Origin of the sequence: Actinoplanes octamycinicus (genome assembly GCF_014205225.1) — a bacterium.
In the GTDB taxonomy this organism is placed as follows: Bacteria; Actinomycetota; Actinomycetes; order Mycobacteriales; family Micromonosporaceae; genus Actinoplanes; species Actinoplanes octamycinicus.
The window spans coordinates 7,064,786-7,087,497 of record NZ_JACHNB010000001.1; the positions used below are offsets into that span (position 1 = coordinate 7,064,786).

Annotated in this window: 24 protein-coding genes and 1 pseudogene; 9 read left to right on the plus strand and 16 right to left on the minus strand. The window is 69.2% G+C overall.

The window, feature by feature from the left end; all coding sequences use genetic code 11:
• Positions 1 to 61: 61 nt before the first annotated feature.
• From BJY16_RS31645 to BJY16_RS31675, 7 genes and pseudogenes are all read right to left on the minus strand, one after another.
• On the minus strand, positions 62 to 1,039 hold the full coding sequence (locus BJY16_RS31645) for a HEAT repeat domain-containing protein (RefSeq protein ID WP_185043191.1): 978 nt from the start codon (positions 1,037 to 1,039) through the stop codon (positions 62 to 64).
• Positions 1,040 to 1,129: 90 nt separating this feature from the next.
• Positions 1,130 to 1,882 carry an aminoglycoside adenylyltransferase domain-containing protein gene (locus BJY16_RS31650; RefSeq protein ID WP_185043192.1) on the minus strand — a complete coding sequence of 251 codons (753 nt, stop codon included), beginning with the start codon at positions 1,880 to 1,882 and terminating at the stop codon, positions 1,130 to 1,132.
• 163 nt (positions 1,883 to 2,045) lie between these two features.
• Complete coding sequence (locus BJY16_RS31655) at positions 2,046 to 2,831, minus strand: hypothetical protein (RefSeq protein ID WP_185043193.1); 786 nt, start codon at positions 2,829 to 2,831, stop codon at positions 2,046 to 2,048.
• Between the two features lie 213 nt (positions 2,832 to 3,044).
• Positions 3,045 to 3,725 (minus strand): annotated as a pseudogene (locus BJY16_RS31660) (IS5 family transposase); the annotation flags it as partial.
• A complete protein-coding gene (locus tag BJY16_RS31665; protein WP_185043195.1) occupies positions 3,722 to 3,922 on the minus strand; it encodes a hypothetical protein in 201 nt (66 codons plus the stop codon). The pseudogene BJY16_RS31660 and the gene BJY16_RS31665, both read right to left, overlap by 4 nt.
• Positions 3,919 to 4,272 (minus strand): hypothetical protein, encoded by a 354-nt coding sequence (locus BJY16_RS31670; protein ID WP_185043196.1) that lies wholly within the window; start codon positions 4,270 to 4,272, stop codon positions 3,919 to 3,921. The genes BJY16_RS31665 and BJY16_RS31670 overlap by 4 nt, the downstream gene beginning before the upstream one ends.
• Positions 4,273 to 4,331: 59 nt before the next feature.
• Positions 4,332 to 5,342, minus strand: a complete 1,011-nt coding sequence (locus BJY16_RS31675) for a DUF6192 family protein (protein WP_185043197.1) — start codon at positions 5,340 to 5,342, stop codon at positions 4,332 to 4,334.
• A gap of 699 nt (positions 5,343 to 6,041) precedes the next feature.
• On the opposite strand from BJY16_RS31675, the gene BJY16_RS31680 reads away from it, so the two are divergent.
• Together BJY16_RS31680 and BJY16_RS31685 are read left to right on the plus strand one after the other, a co-directional pair.
• Positions 6,042 to 6,944, plus strand: a complete 903-nt coding sequence (locus BJY16_RS31680) for an aquaporin (RefSeq protein ID WP_185043198.1) — start codon at positions 6,042 to 6,044, stop codon at positions 6,942 to 6,944.
• Positions 6,945 to 7,312: 368 nt separating this feature from the next.
• Positions 7,313 to 8,011 (plus strand): hypothetical protein, encoded by a 699-nt coding sequence (locus tag BJY16_RS31685; protein WP_239177247.1) that lies wholly within the window; start codon positions 7,313 to 7,315, stop codon positions 8,009 to 8,011.
• 29 nt (positions 8,012 to 8,040) lie between these two features.
• Here the strand turns inward: BJY16_RS31685 and BJY16_RS31690 are convergent, their stop codons facing one another.
• The 4 genes from BJY16_RS31690 to BJY16_RS31705 all read right to left on the minus strand — a co-directional run bounded on the left by BJY16_RS31690 (position 8,041) and on the right by BJY16_RS31705 (position 10,387).
• Positions 8,041 to 8,313 (minus strand): hypothetical protein, encoded by a 273-nt coding sequence (locus BJY16_RS31690; RefSeq protein WP_185043200.1) that lies wholly within the window; start codon positions 8,311 to 8,313, stop codon positions 8,041 to 8,043.
• 6 nt (positions 8,314 to 8,319) lie between these two features.
• The gene (locus BJY16_RS31695; RefSeq protein WP_185043201.1) at positions 8,320 to 9,468 is read right to left on the minus strand and encodes a hypothetical protein; all 1,149 of its coding nucleotides are present in this window, start codon (positions 9,466 to 9,468) and stop codon (positions 8,320 to 8,322) included.
• A gap of 272 nt (positions 9,469 to 9,740) precedes the next feature.
• The gene (locus BJY16_RS31700) at positions 9,741 to 9,953 is read right to left on the minus strand and encodes a DUF1918 domain-containing protein (RefSeq protein ID WP_185043202.1); all 213 of its coding nucleotides are present in this window, start codon (positions 9,951 to 9,953) and stop codon (positions 9,741 to 9,743) included.
• Between the two features lie 134 nt (positions 9,954 to 10,087).
• A complete protein-coding gene (locus tag BJY16_RS31705) occupies positions 10,088 to 10,387 on the minus strand; it encodes a hypothetical protein (RefSeq protein ID WP_185043203.1) in 300 nt (99 codons plus the stop codon).
• 408 nt (positions 10,388 to 10,795) lie between these two features.
• On the opposite strand from BJY16_RS31705, the gene BJY16_RS31710 reads away from it, so the two are divergent.
• The 4 genes from BJY16_RS31710 (at position 10,796) to BJY16_RS31725 (ending at position 15,093) form a co-directional block, all read left to right on the plus strand.
• Positions 10,796 to 11,365, plus strand: coding sequence for a GyrI-like domain-containing protein (locus BJY16_RS31710; RefSeq protein WP_185043204.1), 570 nt, complete (start codon positions 10,796 to 10,798; stop codon positions 11,363 to 11,365).
• Positions 11,366 to 11,538: 173 nt separating this feature from the next.
• Positions 11,539 to 12,393 carry a universal stress protein gene (locus BJY16_RS31715; protein WP_185043205.1) on the plus strand — a complete coding sequence of 285 codons (855 nt, stop codon included), beginning with the start codon at positions 11,539 to 11,541 and terminating at the stop codon, positions 12,391 to 12,393.
• Between the two features lie 53 nt (positions 12,394 to 12,446).
• Positions 12,447 to 13,661 (plus strand): carboxylate-amine ligase, encoded by a 1,215-nt coding sequence (locus BJY16_RS31720; protein WP_185043206.1) that lies wholly within the window; start codon positions 12,447 to 12,449, stop codon positions 13,659 to 13,661.
• 55 nt (positions 13,662 to 13,716) lie between these two features.
• Positions 13,717 to 15,093, plus strand: a complete 1,377-nt coding sequence (locus BJY16_RS31725) for an MFS transporter (RefSeq protein ID WP_185043207.1) — start codon at positions 13,717 to 13,719, stop codon at positions 15,091 to 15,093.
• A gap of 125 nt (positions 15,094 to 15,218) precedes the next feature.
• Here the strand turns inward: BJY16_RS31725 and BJY16_RS31730 are convergent, their stop codons facing one another.
• Both BJY16_RS31730 and BJY16_RS31735 read right to left on the minus strand, forming a co-directional pair.
• Complete coding sequence (locus BJY16_RS31730) at positions 15,219 to 15,959, minus strand: hypothetical protein (protein WP_185043208.1); 741 nt, start codon at positions 15,957 to 15,959, stop codon at positions 15,219 to 15,221.
• Positions 15,960 to 16,646: 687 nt separating this feature from the next.
• On the minus strand, positions 16,647 to 17,258 hold the full coding sequence (locus BJY16_RS31735; RefSeq protein WP_185043209.1) for a GNAT family N-acetyltransferase: 612 nt from the start codon (positions 17,256 to 17,258) through the stop codon (positions 16,647 to 16,649).
• A 287-nt stretch (positions 17,259 to 17,545) separates the two neighbouring features.
• Between BJY16_RS31735 and BJY16_RS31740 the strand changes: the two genes are divergently transcribed.
• The 3 genes from BJY16_RS31740 to BJY16_RS31750 all read left to right on the plus strand — a co-directional run bounded on the left by BJY16_RS31740 (position 17,546) and on the right by BJY16_RS31750 (position 20,711).
• Complete coding sequence (locus BJY16_RS31740) at positions 17,546 to 18,361, plus strand: slipin family protein (RefSeq protein ID WP_311775338.1); 816 nt, start codon at positions 17,546 to 17,548, stop codon at positions 18,359 to 18,361.
• A 61-nt stretch (positions 18,362 to 18,422) separates the two neighbouring features.
• Entirely contained in the window at positions 18,423 to 19,289 is an 867-nt protein-coding gene (locus tag BJY16_RS31745) for a universal stress protein (protein ID WP_185043211.1), read from the plus strand.
• Positions 19,290 to 19,823: 534 nt separating this feature from the next.
• Positions 19,824 to 20,711 (plus strand): cell division protein FtsX, encoded by an 888-nt coding sequence (locus BJY16_RS31750; protein ID WP_185043212.1) that lies wholly within the window; start codon positions 19,824 to 19,826, stop codon positions 20,709 to 20,711.
• Here the strand turns inward: BJY16_RS31750 and BJY16_RS49120 are convergent.
• The 3 genes from BJY16_RS49120 to BJY16_RS31760 form a co-directional block, all read right to left on the minus strand.
• Positions 20,629 to 21,045, minus strand: coding sequence for a DUF7402 domain-containing protein (locus BJY16_RS49120; RefSeq protein ID WP_425551367.1), 417 nt, complete (start codon positions 21,043 to 21,045; stop codon positions 20,629 to 20,631). The genes BJY16_RS31750 and BJY16_RS49120 overlap by 83 nt on opposite strands.
• Complete coding sequence (locus tag BJY16_RS31755; protein WP_185043213.1) at positions 21,038 to 21,850, minus strand: hypothetical protein; 813 nt, start codon at positions 21,848 to 21,850, stop codon at positions 21,038 to 21,040. The genes BJY16_RS49120 and BJY16_RS31755 overlap by 8 nt, the downstream gene beginning before the upstream one ends.
• Positions 21,851 to 21,993: 143 nt before the next feature.
• Positions 21,994 to 22,299 carry a hypothetical protein gene (locus BJY16_RS31760; RefSeq protein ID WP_185043214.1) on the minus strand — a complete coding sequence of 102 codons (306 nt, stop codon included), beginning with the start codon at positions 22,297 to 22,299 and terminating at the stop codon, positions 21,994 to 21,996.
• Between the last annotated feature and the right edge of the window lie 413 nt (positions 22,300 to 22,712).

Genomic DNA, 22,712 nt, shown 5'->3' on the forward strand with positions numbered 1-22,712 from the left:
TCAGCGTCTGTACGCAGTGAGAATCGGCTACTTGAGTGTAGGTAATGGCACCGTGTTCGAGTCACTCACATGCCGCTGAGCAGGTGTTTAGCAGCTCGGCGTGGTGATCTACGAGCGTTCCGGCATTGCCATGCTTACATCGCTGCTTCGTCGCTCCACCACGTGACAGTCGCTGCGCCGTTTCAGTGACGTCTACGGCTGGCGGACAGGTGCCGTAGGCCCGGCGAATCTCCTGTTCGAGGACCTCACGAATCTCGGGAACCTCGCCCTCACAGGCAAGACCCACCAAGATCGGGCCGATGATGTAGTCGTACCCACCGGGCGCGGCGCCCGGGGCCACGACGCGGCCGGGGTTCCAATCGGTCATGAATTGCCGAACGACGCCGATCGCTCGGTGATGCGCGGCGGCCATCGTCCGGATCTGGTCGTCGGGGTCGCTCATCAGCTCAGCGGTCAGGGCGCTCACCCGATCGACGTTCATGCCGGCGATCTCGCGGGTCACCGCATACAGGGCGTAGAAACGGGTATCAGCGTCCTCGTCATGGCAGAGCCGAATCAACGCGTCGGCCGCAGCGGGTTCCACGGTCCTGAGATCCACCAGGTTCGTCAGATTCGCCGCGACGTGAAACCGCAGCCGTTCGTCCGGATGCCCGGCGAGCGCCACGACCTCGAACAGCGCCTCAGCAGCGAAGTGATACCCGAGGGCCGACACGATCCAGAGAAGCACAGCCGGCTCGGTCTCCTGCCGCAGTTGGTCTCTCAGCAACGGAATCGTCTCGGCGGTAGACGGCCGACGCCCATCAGGCCCACGTTCACCAAGCTCCCGCAGAATCCGCAGACCCAGCACCCGCCGCGTCACGTCGCCGACCTTCACCAACTCGGCCGCGCGTTGGAACACCTCCCGAACCGGCCGCTGATGCAACGCGACCAGGAACGGCACCGGCGCATCCGGATCGTCTTCCTCGACCTCACGACCAGCCAGATCCATCAGACGCTCAATCGGCAACCGGACAGGCCCGACCGAACCCAACTCCTTCATTCGTTTCAGTCTGCCCCTCGTAGCATTCCCCGCTGCACAGGATCGCAGCCACCCCAAGATCAGACGATCTCATTTGTCGCGATCCGGCCGCTATCGCTGCATCCCGTCATTGATTGCCCAGCTCAGGAAGTCGTACGTTTGCTGGCCGCGCTCGGTCGCGTCGTGGTAAGCGGTCGGGTCCTGGGGCCTCTCGCGGATGCGCAGGGCGTCGAGGGCGAGCTGGCGCCAGCGGGTGTCCAGTTCCTCGGCGACGTAGCGGCCGGCGCCACTCTTGGAGGTCAGTTTGTCCTTGGCAAGCAGGTGATGCAGGCGGGCAACGCCGAGGACCACCCAGGCGACGGAAGGCTCGTGCTCTCCGAGGGCATCTGGCCCGGCCTGCTCGATCTCCGAGACGAAGGCGCGCCAGTAGGTGTCGAGGTTGTTGCGAGTGAAGTCACGTAGTTCGGCCCGGTCGGTGTGGACGGGTGGCAGCTCGCCGCGGATCACGACGGCGCGTTCGGCGAGCTCGTGCCAGGTGACGGGGTTGATGTCGACCTTGCCGCTCGGGTCGAACTCGTCCCGGAAGAACGCTGGCCGCCGGCCGACGGTCAGCGCCGAGACGGCCAGATCGCCCGGCGAGCAGTGGAATCCGTCGAACGTGATGTCGGGGTGCCGCGCTTTGGTTGCGTGGTGGGCCTCGGCGAGGGCGGCGTGGTCTGGCGGTTGGCTCCAGACGCCGACGAAGTCGACGTCGCTGCCGGTGAAGAACTCGCCCCAGCAGAGCGAACCGTGTAGAAACAGCCCGGCGAGGGCGGCCGGCTGCCGGGCATCGACTTCGGCCAGAAAGGTACGGGCGACGTCCACGGCGGGCACATTAGCCGCATACGTCAAGGCGCCGGGCCACCGCGAGAATCATGCGGCGATCATCCGTTTCCTTCGAGAGCTTGAACCGTCGGAGATCGAACAAGATCAACTCGCTCTCATGGTGCGATCCGGGCACGACGATGATCTCCTCCGGCCTGGTGTGTTACGTCGAGCGGTCAGTTCTGGCGACGATTGGGTCGATGGGCTGGTGAGCGCTGTTCTCGGCTTCGAACCAGTCGGCGACGTCGAAGGTGCTGCCGCATAGACCGCAGGTTGCCTGCCCGAACAGGTAGGTCAGCCCTTCGGCAAGGAGTATGTCGCCGCCCGCAGCGGCGGTGTCGTGCATCCATCGGCCTATCCCGGTCAACTCGTCCGGGATGGCCGGCTTTAGTGGGATCCGGTGAATGTCGCCGTCGTTGTAGTGGCGGAACGCTGAGTAGTGGCCGTACTCGCCGATGACGATCGCCAGGCGAGTTGAGCAGTGGGGGCAGCCCACGTGGTAGTGCTCGTCAGTGAAGTCCATGCTGATCGAAGCCCAGAACGTGTAGCCGGCGAAGGCCAAGGTGTCCTGCAGCAGCGTGGTGCGCGTGAGGTTGCCGCTGTCGGTCAGGCGGGCTTGAGCAAGGCGATGAAGAGCCGCTACAGCCTCTGAGTTCGCGCGGACCAGTTCGTCATACAGGTGATTGCGGTGCAGCGTCCGGACGATCACTGCGGCAAGGTCGAGAGCCTGATGTCGGTCTTTCTCACCGCTGTCCTGTGCGATTCGAGCGAGAGCAGGCAGAGCCGTGAAGCCCTCCTGGACCCAACACTCGGCCTCGACAATGAGTAGGCCTTCGAGTTCTTTCCAGAGATCGCTGGACGGATGGCATTCGAGACGGTCCAGCAACCGGCCGACGCCAGCGCTGTCATCGTCGGGAATCTGCGGTTCTGGCCGCCAATACTCGGGCACAGGATGATCAAACACCACGAGCTCGTCACGTACTGAACTGCCGCAGATAATGTGTCGCGCTTGTGGCGGGCGCTACTCGGAAGGGGCGCCAGGGTCGGGTACGCCGCGTGGTTCAGGGCGTGATCCGGCTTCTCACCGCCGTCGTCGGCCGTGACGCCGTCGTCAGCGGTCCGCCATAGCCGGACAGACTTGACAAATTAGATTCCACAGAAGGCGCGGCAGCACCTTGAACCCGACCTGGTTCGGCGGCTTCTTGACGACCTTGAAGGTGAGATCGAGTTCGTTGCGCGCCCAGTCGGCCAGACCGGTGTAGGCGTTGTCGGCCCACATCAGGGTCAGCTCCGGGTTGAGCCTGCGGAGCTCGGGCAGGATCTCGCGGGCGGCGTCGCGGTCGGTGACGTCCGCCGGCGTCACCTTCACCGTCATGAGCAAGCCTCTCGTATCCACGATTACGTGCCGCTTCCGCCCATTGATCAACTTCGCGCCGTCGAATCCCCGCGTCTGCTTGCTGACGGTCTCGGCCGCTTTCACGCTCTGGGAGTCGATGATCGCGGTAACCGGTCGGGGGCACCGGCCGGCGTCGACGCGGATCCGCCGGCGTAGCTGATCGCGGATGTGGGCGAGCACGCCGTTCTTGGCCCAGCGGGCGAAGAACCCGTAGACGGTCTGGAACGGCGGAAAGTCCGAGGGCAAGGCTCGCCACTTGCAACCGTTGTCGACCAGGTAGCGGATCGCGTCCACGATCTCCCGGCGCGGGTGCGCTTCCGGATGCCCACCGGCCGGGGTGGTGCTGGCGGGCGGCGGTAGCAGCGGTTCGAGGAGATCCCACTCGGCGTCGGTGGTGTCCGACGGGTAACGCCGGCGGCGGGGCAGGGCCGTGATCGTGGCGTTCATTCGCCACGAGCCAGCAGTTGGAGAGCGGTCCGGGCGCCGGTGAGCTGGCCCAGCACCAGGTGGGCCCACTCGTCGTCGGGATGCTGCTGGGCGTACGGGGTGATCACGGTGTCCAGCAGCCAGGACAACCGGGACAGTTCCTCACCCACGCACTGGCGTTCGTAGCTGCCCAGCTTCCCGCGGTCGATGGTGGTCATGCGCCGCGTACGAGCAGACCCAGGGCGGATTTGACGCCGGTGAGCTGGCCCAGCACGAGTTGGACCCACTCGTCGTCGGGCAGCTTCTGCGCGTGCGGGATGACCGTGCTGCTCAGCAGCCGGGAGATCCGGGTCAGCTCGGTGCGCACGCAGGCTCGTTCGTAGGCGATCCAGTCGGCGGGGTCGGTGGACAGCTGGTAGCCGTCGCGGCGGGTCCAGGTCAGCGGGGTCAGGTTCTGCGCGGCCAGGACCTCCCGCAGGAACCGCAGCCCGGACTGGACCTGATACGCGCTGAGTTCGGTCGCGGTCACCAACTGCCGGGTGGTCAGTCCGGCCGGACGAGCCTCCATCAACGCGACCCGGACCAGGTCGCCGGTGACGTCTCGCGGGCACCCGTCCCATGGCCGGGCTACTCGCCGGCCAGGAGGCGGGCCAGGCCCTCCTCCGGGGTGATCTGGCCGGTGGCCACCGCACCCTCGATCCAATCCGCGGCCGCCCGCACCCTCGCGAGGTTGCGCTGCACCGTCGCCTTCTCGTCCTCGGTGTAGTTCTGCCCGCGCAGGCCCGGAACGATACGGCCGGCGGACGCGACGAACTGCGCGCACGCACCCACCAGGTCGAGGAACTCACCGGTGTGCTCGATGTGCTGAAGCGCCGGCGTCCGCTGCCGAATCAGCTCGGTACCCTGCCGGGCCTGGTCGGCCTGAGCACGGTTGACCAGGTGCCGGGCCGTAGTGTCGGTCATCGCCCGCGCCGCGACCTCCGGCCGGCGCAGCAGATCCGTGGCGATCTGCGAGGCGACCTCATCGTCACGGACCAGCTCGTGCACCGCACCGACCTTTTCTTGTACCGTCGTCTCGCCCGCCGCCTTGAACGCGACCTTGGGCCGGCGCAGCAGATCAGTGGCGACCCGGGTGGCAACCTCGTCATCGTCGACCAGCGCGTGCACCGCGAGGACCTTCTCCTGAACCGTCTCCGGCCGGGTCACCTGCCAGCCCACCCGCCGCTTCGCCTCGTCCTCGGACCATCGGCGCTCACCGGTCCGGGCCAGCACCGGCGGCTCACCGATCAACGCGAACCGCTGATCGGCATCGGCGATCGAGGCCAACAGACGGTGGATGTGGAACGGCACGTCGTCGCGGCGCTGGTCGACCGGCCATCGCGACGCCACCCACCGCCAGTTCTTCATCGTGTCCGGCGCCACCCCGATGTCCTCGGCAAACATCCGCAACGCCTCGGTCACGCCAAGTCCGGGCATCTGGAGCGGCTGCGAGCCGCCATGCCGGCCCATCGGCTCGATCTCCAGCGCGTTGTCACCCAACTTGAACTGGATGCGGCCGTGCTCACGCACCAGGTCCCGCGACTGCGCGACCAGCTCGTCATACCGCTGCTGGGTTACCTGCCCGATAGTCGCCACCATCGTTCCACCACCCGGGGCGCCCGCAGCGCGGCGAGGAGGTCCGCCGTCAGCAACTACGGTCGATACCGGTCAGGCTGAACCGCAGGTCAGCAAGGTCGCAGTCCCCCGCCAGCGGTCACCCATTCACCTGACCCGGTGTGAGCGACCGCGCCCGCCAGGCCCTCGTGCGACACCGCGGGGTACAGAACACCGCCGACAACGGCCGATCCAAACTAGCCACCCACTCGACTCCACACTGCGGGCACCTCACCCGCTGGTCCTCCCGGGCTGCGACGATCCGGGCCCGGCTCCGCCGGACCGCCCGCCAATGCCGCGCCCGGCACGCCGGCGAGCAGAACACCATCAAACCCCGGGCCAGCGCCGGCAACCGACCACCACAGACCGGACAACGCCGCGGCGGCTTCGCTACCGAACGCTCAGCCGCGGCGGTCGGCTGCGGGACCAGCGACAGCCAGCCCCGAGCACCGCGCTTCACACCGCTCATACCACCAGCGTAAAACCGGCCCTAACCCGATCTTGAAGTAGCGAGACAGGCACTGAGAACCCGCCACCCGGCCGACCCGGGTCGCGTCGTGCGCCGTCCGAACGGCACCGTCCGAGGGGGTCGGAAGGCCCTGAACCACCGGACGCGACGCTGCCTACGCTGGCGTCGCGCAGGCGATCATCAGCGGTTTCCTGCCGGCTCGACCGGAGGTTCCCATGGTCGTCCCGCTGCTTCGCCGGCGACTGATCGCCGAGTTTCTCGGCACGATGCTGCTGCTGGTGACCGTGGTCGGGGTGAGCGGCATGGCCGCCCGCCTGTCCCCCGACGACGCCGGGCTCAGGCTGCTGGAGAACTCCAGCACGGTCGCGCTCGGCCTGGCCGCGATCATCTTCGCGCTGGCGCCGATCTCCGGGGCACATTTCAACCCGGTGGTGTCCGCCGCCGACTGGTTTCTCGGCCGCCGGCACGGCACCGGCCTCACCAGGATCGAGCTGATCGGGTACGTCGGCGCGCAGGTCACCGGGGCCGCCGCCGGGGCCGTCCTCGGGAACCTGATGGTCGACCGACCGGCCGTGACGCTGGCGGACACCGCCCGTGACGGCGGGCATCTACTGCTCAGCGAGGTGGTCGCCACCGCCGGCCTGCTGGTGCTGATCGCCGCGCTGGTGCGCAGCAGCCGCGGCAGCCACGGTCCGGTTGCCGTCGGCGCCTACATCGGGGCAGCCTGTTGGTTCACCTCGTCGACCTGCTTCACCAACCCGGCGGTCACCCTGGGGCGGATGCTGACCAGCACCGAAGCAGGTATCGCGCCCCGCTCGGCCGCCGCCTTCGCCGGGGCCCAGCTCGTCGGCTCGGCGGTGGCCTGCCTGCTCGTGCCGGCGCTGTACCCGGACACCGTCGCGACCGCAGCGCCGGTCCCGGTGTCACCGGCAGGATCCGGCGGTGACCGCCCGCCCGCGGTCGTACCGGAACGATCTGGCCCGGCCCCGGTCCGGGGCGATGCCGCCTGGCCGAAACCGGGCGTCACCGCGGAGGCGGATCATGCCGGATGCTGTTCAGCGTGCAGCGCGAGCGTCGATGAGCGCCTGGGCCGGCCGCCTCTCGTCCTCGGTGGATGACCAGCCCCGGCCACCAAGCAGGCTGCCCCGGTCAGCCGGCCAGCACCCGCCCGCGAAGGGACTGTGGTTGTCGGCCCGCCTCAACGTGCTCTCCGCCATCGCGTACGAATAGCCACTCCCCCACCCCGCAGGGGGCGGTGCGACTCGCAACCGATCTGCTACCTCAGCGGACTGCGATCCGCACCGGCACGGACCGACAACTGGAGGCAGCCCGGAAAAGTCTTACGGATCAAGGATGAGAGTCACCCACGATGCCCAGCAATTCTTCGATCTCTCTCGCCGTAGCCGCCGGCCCGACGCACCGCGGCCATCCGGCATCGTGGTGGGCCCAATTCCCTGAGGCCTCCGAGCGTTTGGACCTGGCGTCGATGACCGAGGCCCTGGCCGACGTGATCATTCCACGGATCGGCTCACCGCTGCTGCGCCGGGAGGCGCAGATCGCCACCGAGATCATGGTCCGGTACTTGAACAAGCCGGCCAGCCCGGAGCTGGCCGAGCGGGCCGGCCAAGCCGTCGACCGGCTGCTCGCCACCGTGCACCGGCTCAACGAGCGATCCACCACGGATGAACCAGCCGCTGCCGAGGCCGAGGCGCTGTGCCTCGTGCTGACCGGCAGATGGGCCGAGGCGGCAGCCGGGGTCGAGCCGTACGTCGGCACCACCGCGCTGCTCAAGGCCTTCGTCGCCGCGCTTCTGCTGGACCGCCTGGACGGCCCGCTCACGATGCGCCTGCTCGAGGCCGGCCAGTCACCGGCCATGGCGGTCCGGTCCGGCCGGGCCATCGGTAAGTACGGCTGGTGGCCGTCCTGGCTGCTGAAGGTGGTCACCAGCCGGGCGCTGGCCGGCACCCTGGACGAGGAGACGATCTCCGCGTTGGACCGGTGCGCCTACGCCGAGCTCAGCCCGGCACAGGCTCGTGTCGCCCAGCGGCTGCTCAACGGCGACCAGGCGCTCATCGCCGCCTCGGCCCAGCGCCTGGAGACCTACGGCGAAGCCGGCGCCGCCACCCGACTCCGCGAGGGAGACCTCTCCGCGGTTGCTCTCGCCGCCCGGCTCATCCCGCTGTAGAGCGGCGGCCCCACCGCGGCACCGTCCCGCTACCCGTTGACGAGCAGAGCTCCCAGAGGCATGACGGGAACCACCCGCTCCGCCTTGCCCGCCATGCGGGGATCGATGGTGACCAGAGCGTCGGCCTGCAGCCGGGTCACCGCCAAGTACTCGGCGTCGCGCAGAGTGTCCCAGTCGTTCTCCCGCGCGATCCGCCACGCTGTTGCGCGCGACACGCGGTCGCGGAGGAGTCGCATCTTCAGCTCGTTTTGCGTGGATGTGATGGTGTACTGGCCGGCCGGTACACCGGCCGGCCGGTACACCGGATCTCACCGGGAACGCAACAGCCGTACCCCGTAGTCACCGATCTCCTGCTCCACAGCGATGACACCGTGCCGGTCGATCCCGATGACCTTGGTCGCGATATCCGCCGGCGGCTTCGGGTACACAGTGAGGCGCCCATGGCTGAGCACGAACGGAACACCCATGGTGCTGGTGGGCAACCAGGTCCGGCCCGCGATGTCACCGCGGTTGTTGATCGCGACGGGCAGGCCCGAGGTCCCGATGTGTAGCCGGCTCATCCGCCCGTGCTGCCAGCGCACGCCCGAGGACGAGTTGCCGAAGTCGGCGACGCCGACCGCGGCACCCTTGTCGTTGAGCGCGTACACCCGGCCACCGGTCGCCTTGGTGTGGGCCAGCAGATCGGTCATCCGGCCCCGCTGCCACAGGTACGGGTGTTCACCGTGACGCTTGGTGGTGCTGTCGCCGACGACCTGCCCCCGCTCGTTGAGGTCCCGCGCATAACTGTTCGCGCCGCCCAGCGTGCCGAGCTTGATCATCTTGCCGTTCTGCCACAACACCGCACGGGTGACCGACGACCCCGGCCGCCGGATCATGCCGAGGACCTGGCCACGGTTGTTGAAGTCCACCACCTGGCTGTAAATGCCGCGAGGCACCGGCAGGGTGCTCAGACGGCCGCTCTTCCACACCATCGCGTGGTAGCTCTCGTCCTTGTCCATCCTGGTGAACGCCACCTGGTCGCGGTTGTTCAGGAAGCACCGTCCCGCCTTCGCGCCCGCGGGCAGCCGCTTGTAGGTCATCTTGCCGTGCCGCAACAGGAACACCTTCTCCCTGTTGCCGGCCTGGACGCTTCCAGCCATGTGGCGCTGCTCGTTGATCCCGCTGATGCCACCGTTGACGATCCGGATGGCGGTCGGGTTGATCCGGCCGCGCCACCACACCGTCGACCAGGTGTCACCGGCGGCATCCCGGCTGCTGCCGATGATGTCGCCGCGCGCGCTGATCATCGAGCCGTAGGACATCGGGCCGCCCAGCGTGCCCAGAACGACCATCGACCTGGTCCGCACCGGTGGCGGCGCGGCGGTCGTGGCCGCGGCCCCCGCCGCAGCCGGAGACATCAGACCCGCCGCCACCACACCGGTGGACGCCACGAGCACACTCAGCCTTCGGAAACGCATCTCCTCCTCCTCGCCCGGACAGGCACTGCCCCGCCGTCGGCGGCGGGCAGCGAGCAACGGACGAGCCGGCGCGGCGAAGGCCGGCGGCCAGAGCGAGGCGCGGCGTCTCATCGCCGGGCGCTCGGTTCGTATGCCTCCATCGTGGACACGCGACCGGCAGCGCGGTCAGAGGCGGACGGCCCCTCCGCGGGGACCATCCGCCGAACCGTGAGAAGGTGACGGATCCGGGCGCGTCAGGCCGTGGTCCGGGCGGCTCGCCGCGGGCCGGGAGTTCAGCGTCCCGTCGCCGCCTGGACGCCACCGGCGGGCTCGATGCGCGCCTCCGGACCGGGGAAGATCACGCTGGTGTGTCCGTCCTCGAGCCAGCGCACGTGGTAAGGCGGACGTCCGTCCGGGTGCCCGACGGCGGTGATCACCCCGACCCGGCGGACCTCGCCTTCCCGATTGCCTTCGATGACGATCCGGTCACCGGTACGAGCGTTCACGGCCGATCTCCCATCTGGAGACGCGTCGCCTCGGTCTTCGACGGCGCTTGCCTACCGGTCCAGCGTGGGCCGCGACGCTCTGGCACGCCAAGGGTCTAAGGTCCCTACGCCCGCGGCCCGCCCCGCCGGCGGATTCAGGCGGTGGCGCCGGGATCGCCTCGCTCCGGCACCGACAGCGGATGGTCCCGGTCGTCGCGGGCGGCCAGCCGCTCCAGCGCGCACCGATACTGATCGGCGCTGATCTCGCCGCGCAGCAGCTGAACGGTCAATGCGCCCTCGAACGTTGCCGGCGCCGCCCGCGCACCATGGGCATCGACGCCGGCGGTCCGCTTGTTGTCGTGCTTCGTCCCGGCCTGGAACGCGGGCCAGGTGGCGAGGCCGACAAGCATCAGGAGGAAGAGCAGGAACAGCAGCACGGCGAGCACGACGACCACCTCCATCACCCTCACCTTGACCCCGCACCACCGAGATCAGCAGGGACGAAAGTCCCGGCAACAACGTGCGGCCCAGCCCCGGGCTGGCCACCCGGCTCCTGGGCACCGACCTCGTACCGATCGACGATGGCGTACACCGACTGAACGGAGCCGGCCGGGCAGGTCGGGTCGAGGCGGACCGGTGAATCCCTGCAACCCCGACGCCGCCGGTCCGCTGACCCAGCGACAGCGACCCCGTCAGCAGCGGTGTTGATTCCGTGTCCCGTCTGTCCGGCGGGCCCGCGGACCGAACGACGACGCTGTTGCAGCCGTCAGGATCTGCTCGCGCAAGGGCCGTCCGGCCCTGGGCCGAAATATCGAACTTCGCCCATGGTCGAGGGTGGCCCGAGGTTCGCGAAGGAGAAGGCAATGAAGCACTACACCACCAACGCGACGGATCCGGCGGTGTGCGACGCCGAGCTGGCGATCCGGCTGCCGATTCGCCTGTTCGGCCTCCGCGCCGAAGTAGGCGTGCACGGCCTGCGAACCTTCCCGCTGCGGATGCTGCCCATCGTCGCGGCGGCGCTGCATCGCCTGGGCGTACCGCCACGAGGGCCGGCCATGTCGCTGTTGCGCCCGCTCGACGATGGCAGGTTCGAGGTGACCGCGGCCTATCCGACCAGGGTGCCGCGCCTCGTCGGCAAGCCCTTCGTCAGCCCTCGGCTGCCCGGCGGCCCGGCGGCGCAGGTCCTTCACCTCGGCTCCTGGAACAGCCTGCTGGGCAGCTACGACCGGCTCAGCGAGTGGCTCGCCGCACACCGGATCAGAGCTGTGCCGGTCATGTGGGAGGAGTACCTGGTCGGGCCCGATCAGGTGGACGACCCCGCAGCGTGGCGGACCCGGATCGCGGTACCCGTGCCGGCCGAGGTCGCCGCGGCGGAGCGCAGAACCCCGCGGGTCCGGGGCGGGCTCGCGGCGGCCACCCACCAGACAGGGTGACCAGGCACCTCAGCGTCACGCCGTACCGTGCGGAAATCTTTTCTTGGCCCGGGACCAGGGCCGTCCGGCCTGCCGGATCCGGCCGGGTGACCCTGACCACCGGCGCCCGCCGCGATGACGGTGAGAGGCGTAGCCCGCCGGTCCGGCGGTGAGGTCGGAAGGACAGCGCAGCCATGAGCCATCAAAAGATCATCGTTGGGTACGACGGGTCCGCTCCGGCCCGGACGGCGGCCGCCTGGGCGCTGGACCATGCCGCTCGCACCGCCTCGCCGGTCGAGTTCCTGTACGCCTTCGAGGAGCCGCTCTGGATGCCGGCGGCGAGCATGGTTCCCGCGCCCGCGGTGCGCCCACCGGCCGACCTCGAACAGAGCATCGCCGCCATGTTGGACCAAGTCGTGTCGGCTGCGCGGCGGACACATCCCGGCGTGGACAGCCGAGCTACGACGGTACGCGCATACGCCGGGCTGACCCTGATCGATCGGTCCGCCGACGCCGGGTTGATCGTGATCGGCTGCCGCGGGCACAGCGCGGTGGCGGAACTGCTCGGCTCGGTCAGCGCCGCGGTCAGCGCGCACGCTCGTTGCCCGGTCGTGGTGGTGCGCGGCGACGCCGCCTCCGGCGCGCCGGTCGTCGCCGGCATCGACGGCTCCGAGACCTCAGCGGAGGTGCTGACCTTCGCCGCCGAGCAGGCCGCCGCCCGCGCGGTGCCGCTGCGGGTGATCGGCGCGTTCGCGCCGGTGACCGCGATCGGGGAGACCGGCCCGGCCATCGCGCGCTCGGTGAACGCCGAGGAACGCAAGCCGTTCGACGATCTGGTCGGCGAACTGCGCTCGGCACAACCGGGGATCGACATCACGGCCGACGCCGTGATCCGGCATCCGGCCGCCGCTTTGACCGAGGCCAGCGCGACGGCGCAACTGCTTGTGGTGGGTAGTCGCGGGCGCGGGGTGGTGCGAGGTCTGTTGCTCGGTTCGGTGAGCCAGCACCTGCTGCGCCACTCGGCCTGCACCGTGGCCGTGATCCACTGACCGGTCTGCCGGACGCCCGAAGCCGTCCTCGAGAATCGCCAGAGAGAAGCCACATGATGTCCCACTCTCCGCGGCCGCTGATGGCGGGCCGGTCGGCCGTACCGGAGCCCACCGCCGTGACCTTCGGGGTGGAGGAGGAGTTTCTCCTGCTCGACCCGCACAGCGGCCGGCCGGTGCCGGCCGGCCCCGCGCTGCTGCACAGGCTGCGCGAGCAACCCGGTCCACGGGCGGAGCTGATGCGCTATCAAGTGGAGACCACCACCGCCGTCTGTCGCGGCGCCGACGAGCTGCGACGGGAGATCTCCCGGTTGCGGACGCTGGCCGCGGCCGGCGCTCGATCGCTGGGCTGTGCGCTGGTCGCCAGCGGGATGGCACCTTACGGCGCGCCCGGACTGTCCGCGCTCAGCGATTCACCGCGCTACCGGGGCCTGGCGCTGCGGTATCCGGCGCTGACCGCGCAGTTCGGCTGTTGCAGCTGCCATGTCCACGTCGGGGTCGCGACTCGGGACCTCGGCGTCCAGGTGCTCGCCCGGCTGCGGCCCTGGCTGGCCACTCTGCTGGCGATCAGCGCCAACTCCCCCATCGCCGATGGTCACGACACCGGCTGGGCGAGCCACCGGTACTCGGTGGTGGCCCAGTGGCCGACCGGCCGCCCGCCCGGGGAGTGGCAGGACGCCGCCGAATACGATCGCGTGATTCAGCAGCTGCTGCGCCGTGGTGCGGCGATGGACGAGCGCAGCGTCTATCTGCTCGCCCGCCTGTCGCCGCGCTACCCGACCGTCGAGGTGCGCGTCGCCGACTCCTGCGCCGACGCCGACACGACCGTGCTGATCGCCATCCTGGTCCGGGCCCTGGTCGCGGCCGCGGTCACCGAGATCCGGGCGGGGCTGGCCCTGACCCCGGTGCCGTCTCCCCGGCTGGTCGCCGGATTGCTCGCCGCAGCCCGGAACGGGCTCACCGGCGCGGGCGTGGATCCGATGTCCGGCCGTACGGTGCCGGCCTGGGATCTCGTCGCCGGGCTCGTCGACCACGTGCGGGGCACGCTCGCCGATCTCGGTGACGCGGAGACCGTCACCGGTCTGCTCGAGCAGCTGCGCCGGCGCGGCACCGGCGCACATCGGCAGCGCATCCTCTGGACGGGTACCACATCGGCCGCCGAGGTGGTCGCCGGGCTGGCGGCGGTGACCGCCGCCCCACCCACGACGCCCGCTCGCCGGCCGGCCTCCGGCCACCGATCGCATGCCGGGAGCGGATCCCTGCGGTCCTGAGATCGCGAGACGGTTGGCCCTGGCGGGCAGGCGTCGCGGAACCGGATGGTGAGGTGTGACCCTCGGACGCCATTTGTCGTCCTCCGCGCTGGCGGACGTGGTGCGGCTGCGCCCCTTCCGGCGGCTGTGGCTGGTGTTCGGGCTGTCGTCGCTGGGCGATTGGCTCGGACTGCTCGCGACGTCGTCGTTCGCATCGGCTTTGATGGGTTCGCCGGCAGCACAGGGTGCGACGTTCGGCGCGATCATCGCGGTGCAGCTGCTGCCCTGGCTGGTGCTCGGCCCGTTCGCCGGGGTGCTGGCCGACCGGTTCGATCGCCGGCACACGATGGTGCTCGTCGACCTGGCCCGGTTCCTGCTGTTCGCCTCTATCCCGGCCGCCGCGCAACTGGTCGATCAGCACGAGATCGTGGTGGCGTGGGCCGCGATCGCGTCGTTCGGCGCGCAGGCCGGAGCGATGGTGTGGAACCCGGCCAAGGAGGCCGCCGTCCCGAACCTGCTGCCCCGGGGCCGGCTGGAGACCGCGAACCAGTTGACCATCGTGACGACGTACGGCATCACGCCGGTGCTGGCGGCACTGACCTTCGCCGCGACGGCACGCCTGCCGCACGTCGGGCGTACCGGCGCAGCCGCCGTCGCGCTCTACTTCAACGCGCTGACCTTCCTCGCGTGCGCCACGGTCGTCTTCTTCGGCGTCCGGGAGATCTCCGGCCGGCGCGAGGCGGCCGCTCCGCGTCCCGAATCCTGGTGGGCAGCGTTGCGCACCGGATGGCGTTACCTGACCGCGACACCGCTGTTGCGCGGGCTGCTCGCCGGGCTGCTCGGCGCGTTCGCCGGCGCCGGGATCGTGGTCGGCGGCGCCCGGTTCTACAGCCGGTCGCTCGGCGGCGGGGACGCCACCTTCGGGCTGTTGTTCGCCGGACTGTTCGTCGGCTTCGGCCTCGGCGTCGTGGCCGGCCCGCGGCTCGCCGGCCGGCTGTCCCGGCATCTGCTGTTCGGGCTGGCGGTACAGGTGGCGGGACTGGCCGTGGTGGCGCTGGCGATGATGCCGCGACTGACCGCGGCGCTGGGAGCCGTCCTGGTCGTCGGCTTCGGGGCGGGTCTGGCGCTGCTGTGCGGCGTCACCCTCATCGGCGCCGAGGTGGACGACGGCGTACGCGGCAGGGTCTTCGCCTTCGTGCAGACCTCGGCACGAGCGATGCTGTTGCTGGCCATCGCTCTGTCCAGCGCCCTCGCCGGCGCCGGCGAGAACTGGCAGATGGTGCTCGGGCCGGTAGCCGTCCCGGCGGACTCCAGCCGGATGCTGTTCACGCTGGCCGGGATCGGTGCCGCCATCGTCGGAACGGTCGCGGTCAGGCAGATGACCAGTCAGGACGACGTTGCGATCCGCCGGGAGCTGCGCCGAGCGTTCGAGCACCCGGCGAAACGTCACTGACCGGCTGGCAAGCCACTGTCATTCCCGCAGTCCCGCCGACTGTCGGCCCTGGACACCGCAGCCGCGCTCCGCTACACAGGGTTGCGGCAACGTCACTTCGGACATCGCATGCTGGCCTCGTGCCGTCACCGGTCATGGGCGACGATCAGGACCCAGACGACTTTGCCGCTACGTGTGCGGGTGACACCGTAATGCGTACCGGCAGCGGCGATGATCCGCATCCCCCGCCCGGTGCCTCCGGGCATGATCGCGTTTGTCACCGGCGGCTCCTTGATCACGGAGGGCATCGCCCCGCTGCCATCGCTGACCGCGATGCGCAAGAAGCGGCCGGTGTATCCGAGCATCAGATCAAAATCGGTGCCGGCATGAACGATGGCGTTGCTGGCCAGTTCGGAGGCGACCAGTTGGGCAGGATCACGCAGATGCCGCAGTCCCCAGCTCCAACAGGCGTCGCCGACGATTGATCGGGCCTCGCCGGCGCTTGCCGGCACCGGCGGAAACCGTTTTTTGATCCAGCGCGGGACGTAGGCGTGCACCGCCAGCAGAGCCTGCGACCGCTGCTCGTAGAGCGCCACGAAACTGCGGAACTTCGCCAGGTGGCCACGGATCTCGCTGTTGGCGGTGCACAAGAGCAACGGCACTCCCCAGTTCTCCTGGGCCTTGAAGGTCGCCGTGGCGACCATGCTGCCGAACAACGGGTCGGCGTGGTGCAACTCGGAAAGGTCCACGACAACCGCCACTGGGCACTGTGCGGCCGCCTTGGCGATGCTGTTGCGGCAAGCCGGAAGGCCGGCCTTCGTCAGGTCACCGACCAGTCGCACGGTGGTGACGCCTGACTCGAGTGACTGTTCCGTGATCGTCTTCATCGTCCACCCTTCACCGCAGCAGCGACTCAGCCGCCGATCGAGTCCGGCACGTCATCCACATCGGGTCCTCGCACCCGCTCCACGCAACGCCTCGCCGTGACAGATCACAACCCCCAAAGCGGACGAAACTACTTCGGCGGGACCCTGTCGCTCGGCGCGCTCACCGCTCATCCGGTTGTTCCGCAGCTACGGCACGACCGTGGCCCTGGGGTACGCCGTCTAACCTGAGGCTGTCCTTGATCTGACACTCGCCAACGGTCCGCCAGAGGATCAGGCTCTTGCGCTGCCGCGGCCAGAAAGCTGAGCGGTGCGGTGCCTTACCACCTGGACGTCTGAGGTGTCGATCGACGTCGAGGGACCGCCTCTGAACATCCGTCGACGCCGCATACCGGGCGAAGCCAGCGGTGAAGTGACCTACTCGCGCGGTCCTCCAGGGACCTTCGGCCTGACTCAGGGGGAATTTCGACTCCGCCGATCAAGGATCAGTTGGGCCAGGGTCATCACTGGCGATGCTCGACCGATCCAGCCGGTCAACGGCGCCCGGCTGGATACCCCGCCGTCGAGGGGCCGACATCGTGACTGGCGAAGGCCCGTGCGACGCGGAACCCGGGCGGCATCGGCACGATGCCGCCCGGGCCTGACATCTCCGCCACCAGCAATGCCGGCACTCAGCTGCGCCATGGCGGATCACTGCGATGGTGAGGAGCCGTCACCCTCCAGTCGTTTCACGGCCTCCGAAACACTGGCAGGGTCCAAGGCGACAACAGCCTCCGCCAGCCCTTCGCGAATCTTCGCGGTCCGATCACTGCCGACGAGGGCGAGCAACGCTGCCACCGGCCGATTCTCGGCCAGGTAGGAGGCGGTGAAGGTATGGATGCCTCGTTCGAGGGCTGCCTCGGCGAGAATTTCGACCAGGGCGGTGGCCAGCCCGATGCGCCGCCATCGCGGATCCACCGCCACAGCGATCTCAGCGCTGGCTTCACCCGTCGCCTCGTACCGAGCGACGGCGATCCCGTCCCCCGTCTCCGGATCCCCGGCGACTAGGGCGAACCGCTTGTGATAGTCAACGGTGCAGAGGTAGGTCAGCAGGGCCGGCGTCAGCGGCGGTGGTGATCCCAGGAAACGGCGGTACAGGGTGTCGGCATCAGCGGCGAGAATGGCGCACGCGAGTGGGAACCGGTCCGCCGGAACGATCGGGCGAATCTGCGCCAGTCGCCCTCCCGCGAGCCGCAGCTCTCGCTCATAACCGCCCGGGTAACCCGGTGGCACCTCAGCGGGATGGCTCACAAACGGCTTCATCGGACTCCAGGATGACGGCCACAAGCCGAGTACGCCACGGGCCGAGATACCCGAACCACCGCAACCCGGCAGAGCTGTTGGACCCGACAGCCGGTCGCCCGGACGTCCCACTCGGCGCCTCAACGAGGGGTCGTCCATCCATGTCGGCGTGGGACGTCCGGCCCTGACAGCCACACACCCGGCGCCGGACTCTGGAGGCAGGCACGCGTCGCGGCGGGCTCTCCCTCCGCGTCGGCACGTGCGGGAGGAGATTTCCGATGAGTACCCTCACTCTTACCTTGATCATCGTGGCTGCCGTGGCGGTGCTGCTGCTCGTCCTGTCGGTGCGGATCGTGAAACAGTTCGAGCGCGGCGTGGTCTTCCGGCTCGGCCGGGTCGTCGGCGCCCGCGATCCGGGCCTGCGCTTCCTCATCCCGATCGTCGACGTCATGCATCGCGTCTCGCTGCGCATCGTCACCATGCCGATCCAGTCGCAGGGCATCATCACCCGCGACAACGTCAGCGTCGACGTCTCCGCCGTCGCGTACTTCCGCGTCGTCGACGCGATCAAGTCCGTCGTCGCGATCGAGAACGTCCGGGCGGCGATCAACCAGATCGCCCAGACCACGCTGCGCAAAGTCGTCGGGCGGCACAGCCTGGACGAGACCCTCTCCGAGACCGACCGGATCAACGACGACATCCGCATGATCCTCGACGTCACCACCGTCGACTGGGGCGTCGAGGTCACCCTGGTCGAGCTCAAGGACATCCAGCTGCCCGACGCGATGAAACGGGCGATGGCCAAGCAGGCCGAGGCCGAGCGGGAAAAGCGGGCGAAGATCATCAACGCGGAAGGCGAATCGCTGGCCGCCGCCGCACTCGGCGACGCGTCCGACACCATGATGGCTCACCCTCTCGCCCTGCAACTTCGCAACCTGCAGTCGCTGGTCGAGATCGGCGTCGACAAGAACACCACCGTGGTCTTCCCCGCGCCGCTGATGAGCACCATCGGCGAGCTCGGAAACTTCCTCACCCACGAGTCGGAGGCCAGCCACCGGCCCGCGCCGGCGGCGCCGGCCACCAACGGCGGAAGCGCGCCCCCGCCGGCTCCGGCCCGATCGTGACCGTAGATGACTCTCCTGATCTCAACGGTCCAGGAACGGAACGCACACCGGAAGGTGACCGATGAACAGCATGGGACCGGTCCTGGTCGGCACCGACGGCTCCGCCCCGGCCCAGGCCGCAGTCCGCTGGGCCGCGGTGGAGTCCCAGCGCCGCGACGTGCCCTTGACCATTCTCAACGCCTACGACCCCACCTGGGCCGGTACGCCCGGACTACCCCGCCGGGATCTCACCGGCGCCGCCGATCTCGCCGAAGCTGTCGTGGCGGAAGCCCGCGCCGAGATCAGCACGCTGGCACCCGCCGTGACCGTGCACACCGTCGTCGTGCCCGGCGACCCGGCTGCCGTGCTCCTCGAACACGGCCAGGACGCCGGCCTTCTGGTCGTCGGGCATCGCGGCCGTGGTGGCTTCACCAGCCTCATGCTTGGCTCGGTCAGCTCCCGGGTGTCGACCCACTCGCGCTGCACCACGGTAGTGGTACGCGGCCGGGTACTGGCCATCGACGGTCCGGTTATCGTCGGCGTGGACAGTTCCGCAGGCAGCCGCCTGGCCATCGGTGCCGCATTCGACGCCGCTCGCCGTCGGCACACGCCGGTGCTCGCCGTGCACGCCTACGCCACGCCATTGCCGCCGGTCGGACCGGGCCTCGCCCCTATCCCGCCGCCGGACCTCGACGAACTCGCGAAAACGCATGCCGGCACGGTGGAACGCCTGCTCGCCGAGTGGATCGACCGGTTCCCCGACGTGCCGGTGCAGGCCCAGATCGCCACCGGAACGGCTGCCGGGCTGCTCGTCGGCGCCTCGCACCACGCCCAACTGGTAGTGGTCGGCAGCCACGGTCACGGCACGGTGACCGGAATACTGCTGGGTTCGGTCGGCCAGCAGTTGCTGCACCACGCGGACTGTCCGATCCTGATCGCCCGGGAGTGATTGGGTTGCAGCAGTAACAGCCGGCCCACCGTGGCGCTGCGCGTGTCGGAAGGAGGCGGTCAAGGACGCTGGTGGCCCGCATCCGCGGGACTTTCGCCCCTTCCTGTCGCCGGCGTTTGGATCTTCGCTCCTCGGGCGGAGCAGGCAGAGCGTTCCGCCGAGTCTTGACGGACCTTCCGATAGCCATGGCGCGGCATGCATTTCGCAACATTCGCGGCACCGAACGTAGATTGCGGAATCACCGCGCGTCACACGAACGCCGAATAATCGACCCGGGCAAGTTTCGTAGCGGGATCGAACGCCGGTTCGCGCAGGCGAGCAACCCTTGCGTCAGTCGGAGAAATTTGCCAGGATGGCTTTCGTCATTGCCAGGAACGGACACCAAAAGTACATGCGAGCGTCGAACTGGTCGGAGCCGCGAGGAATGCCGACGCCGCAGACATTCGTTGCCGCCCGGTTACGGAAAGGACGCCATCACCGACGATAAGGTGCATTGGCGCGATTGGCAGTACTGACCACCGAAAGGAAGCCTCTGTGCGCTGGCAGTATCTCTTCACCGAGACGGTCAGATTTCTGCGGCGCCATCTTCTCCTGTCCTTTGCCGCCTTGGCGACGGCCACCGTGGCACTGACTCTGCTGGCGGGCAGTCTGGCCACGTATCTGGAAGTCGACGCGATGAGAGGCGCGCACCGACACACCGACGTCACGATCCAGTTGACCCCGGATGTCCGGGACGACCAGCGCACCGCTGTCGCCGCGGCCCTACAGTCGAACCCCGCGGTGGCTGCCGTCCGCTTCGAAAGCAACCAGGAGGCGCTGCGGCGTCTTCAGAACCAATGGGGCGACTCACCGGAGCTGGTCGATGCGGCGCGGCGGCAACTCACGGATTCCTTCCAGGTGCAACTCACTACCTCCGGACAATACGATGCTCTCACCACGCAGCTGGGCAATCGTGCCGGTATTCAGCAGGTCATCGACCAACGCAATGACGTCGCTCAGGCCACGGCGCATCTTACTGCGATTCGGACCGGCGCCCTGGTGACGGCATTACTGATGGCGGTCGCGGCGGCATTCCTGATCGGCACCATGAGCCGGGCCACGGCACATGTCAGGCAGGACGAATTCGCCATCATGAGGCTCGTTGGCGCATCCAACTGGTATGTACGGGCGCCCTTCGTGCTTGGGTCGGCCGTCATCGGCATGATCGCCGCACTGCTCGGCCTGACCGCTTTGGAGATGGGGAAGTCACTTCTTCAGAACAGCTATACCGGGGAATTCGCATTGCTCCTGGTGCCACTACCGGACAACAGCGTTCTCATCTTGGCGCTGGTGACGGGAGTCACGGGCGCCGCCCTGACCGGCACCATGTCCTTGATCGCCACTCGCCCGCCCCGCCGATCACACGACGCGATCCTCGGGTGATGACTCGACGAACAGCGGCGAGCCTAGATAGTTGACTCGCACCTCTCAGCTCCGCCGATCGGCACTGCGATCTGTCCGGACCCGCCGCCGACGCGAACGTGAGGTCCAGGCCGGATCCGTCGCCGGGCAGAGCGGGCACGTCCAGCACGCTGCCGTCGCTGAACGTAAGCCGCCCGCCGGTGATCCGGTCGCTCGGGTTCGGGCGGTCATAGAGCACGACGCGCCCCACGGTGTGCGACTCACCCCAAGTGAGCGGCAGCCAGCTGCCCGCCTTGCCACCGACGGTGGCCCCCTGTGGGCTGACGGCTCCACCGTCATGAGGAAGGTCAGGCAGCTCTGGTGACCACGGCCTGCTGGGCCTTCGCGGGCCGGCGCGCCGGGATGCTGGTCAGCAGCCGGCGGGCAGCGGCGGATTGTGTCGCGGCCGCGGCGGCCTCGGCGCGCAGACCGTCCCGGGTCGCGGCGGCCAGCTGGGCGTCATGCCAGGCGACGCGTTCCGCAGCGGCTGCCTGGCGGTAACGCCGCGCCAGGTATGCGGCGGAGGCGCGGTAAATGTGTAGCTCCTGCTCGGCCTGCTGCAGGCGGGGATTCCAGCCATTGCGGCCGGCGAGAGCATCGGCCACTGCGGCGATGGGCAACTCCCCGTGCCGTGCCGCGGCCAGGACCGCACGGCGCAGGAAGCGTTCCCGTTCGGCGTACTGCGCCGGTGTGACACCGGTCTGCGGCACCGAGAATGCCGCGGCGGCCCGAGCGCGGCTCAGGCGGGCATCGGCGTCCAGCCAGGCCTGCCAGGCCGTGTCGAGGCACTGCTGTGCCTGCTGCCAGTGCTCGTGCCAGCGCTGCGCGGTCGTCGCCGCGTGCGCGGCTGCGGCGTCGAGTTCGCCGGCGTAGCGCAGCACTTCCTCGGCTTGCTGCCGGCTGCGGGCTTGCTGCTCGCGGTAGCGGCGGAGCACTTCGGCTACCTGCCGCAACGCCTGCCCGGGCTCGCGAACCCCCTCGGGGCTGGCGAGCACCACCAGCGCCGGGCCGGCCAGCACCAGCAGGAGCAGCCAGATGGCCAGCAGGCCGGGCTCACGCAAAAGCATCAGTGCCACATTCATGATCGAAATGTCCCTGTCCACGCGCGTCAGTTCTGCCATCGAGTTCCACCTCGCCGCCTCGGCGGCCGCGGTAGAACTCCAGACCCGAGCCGTCCAGCGAGCAGCGAATCGCTACCAGCGGGGCACCTGGGCATCCGGTGAGACTGCAGCGGGCCACACGGCGCCAGCCGGCCCGGGCACGGTCACACGGCGATGGCGGGAGGCGCCCGCGACCCGCGGACGTCGGCAGCATGCTGGTCCTGCAGCGAGGACGCCCGGTCCGCCACGGGGCTGCCAGCCGTGGCGGGCAGCGGGGTGTTGGGGCGGACGACCACATCCGCGGTGACCTCACTGTGCGGCACGTGTTCGACAGCGACCGCGGAAACACCGTTGGTGGCGTGGCTGACAGCACGCGTGGCGACCTGCACACCCAGAACAGCGGTCAGCGCAAGAGCCAAGACCAGCAGCAACGACCGGGTCGCCGTACGCGGATCCCGGGCCGTCACCATGGACGCCACCATATCCAACCCGGTGACCGGCTACACCTGCCGACGACAGTGGAACGAGTCATAGATCAATGGCCCCGCGCGGCACTGCCGGGCCTGGTCGCTGGGGCAGCAGCCGGCTCGGGCACCAAGGGAGCCCGGGGGCGAGGGTGCACTTGCCGACACCCTCGAACCCGTGCACGACCTGCACCACCAGCGGACCGGTCTGTCATTGTTTCTGCTCATTCCGCGCGTGACCACCGGCGGAGTCGATCCCGAGTGGTCACCGAACCCGCACGCCCTTCGCCAGGCCTGCGGCGCACCCCGGTCACCGCACCACCGAGACATCCAAGCCGGCCAAGGTCACGAACAACCCGAACACGCTGACCAACTTGACCGCCCGGTCCAGCCCCTGCAGACCGGGAACACCCCCACCG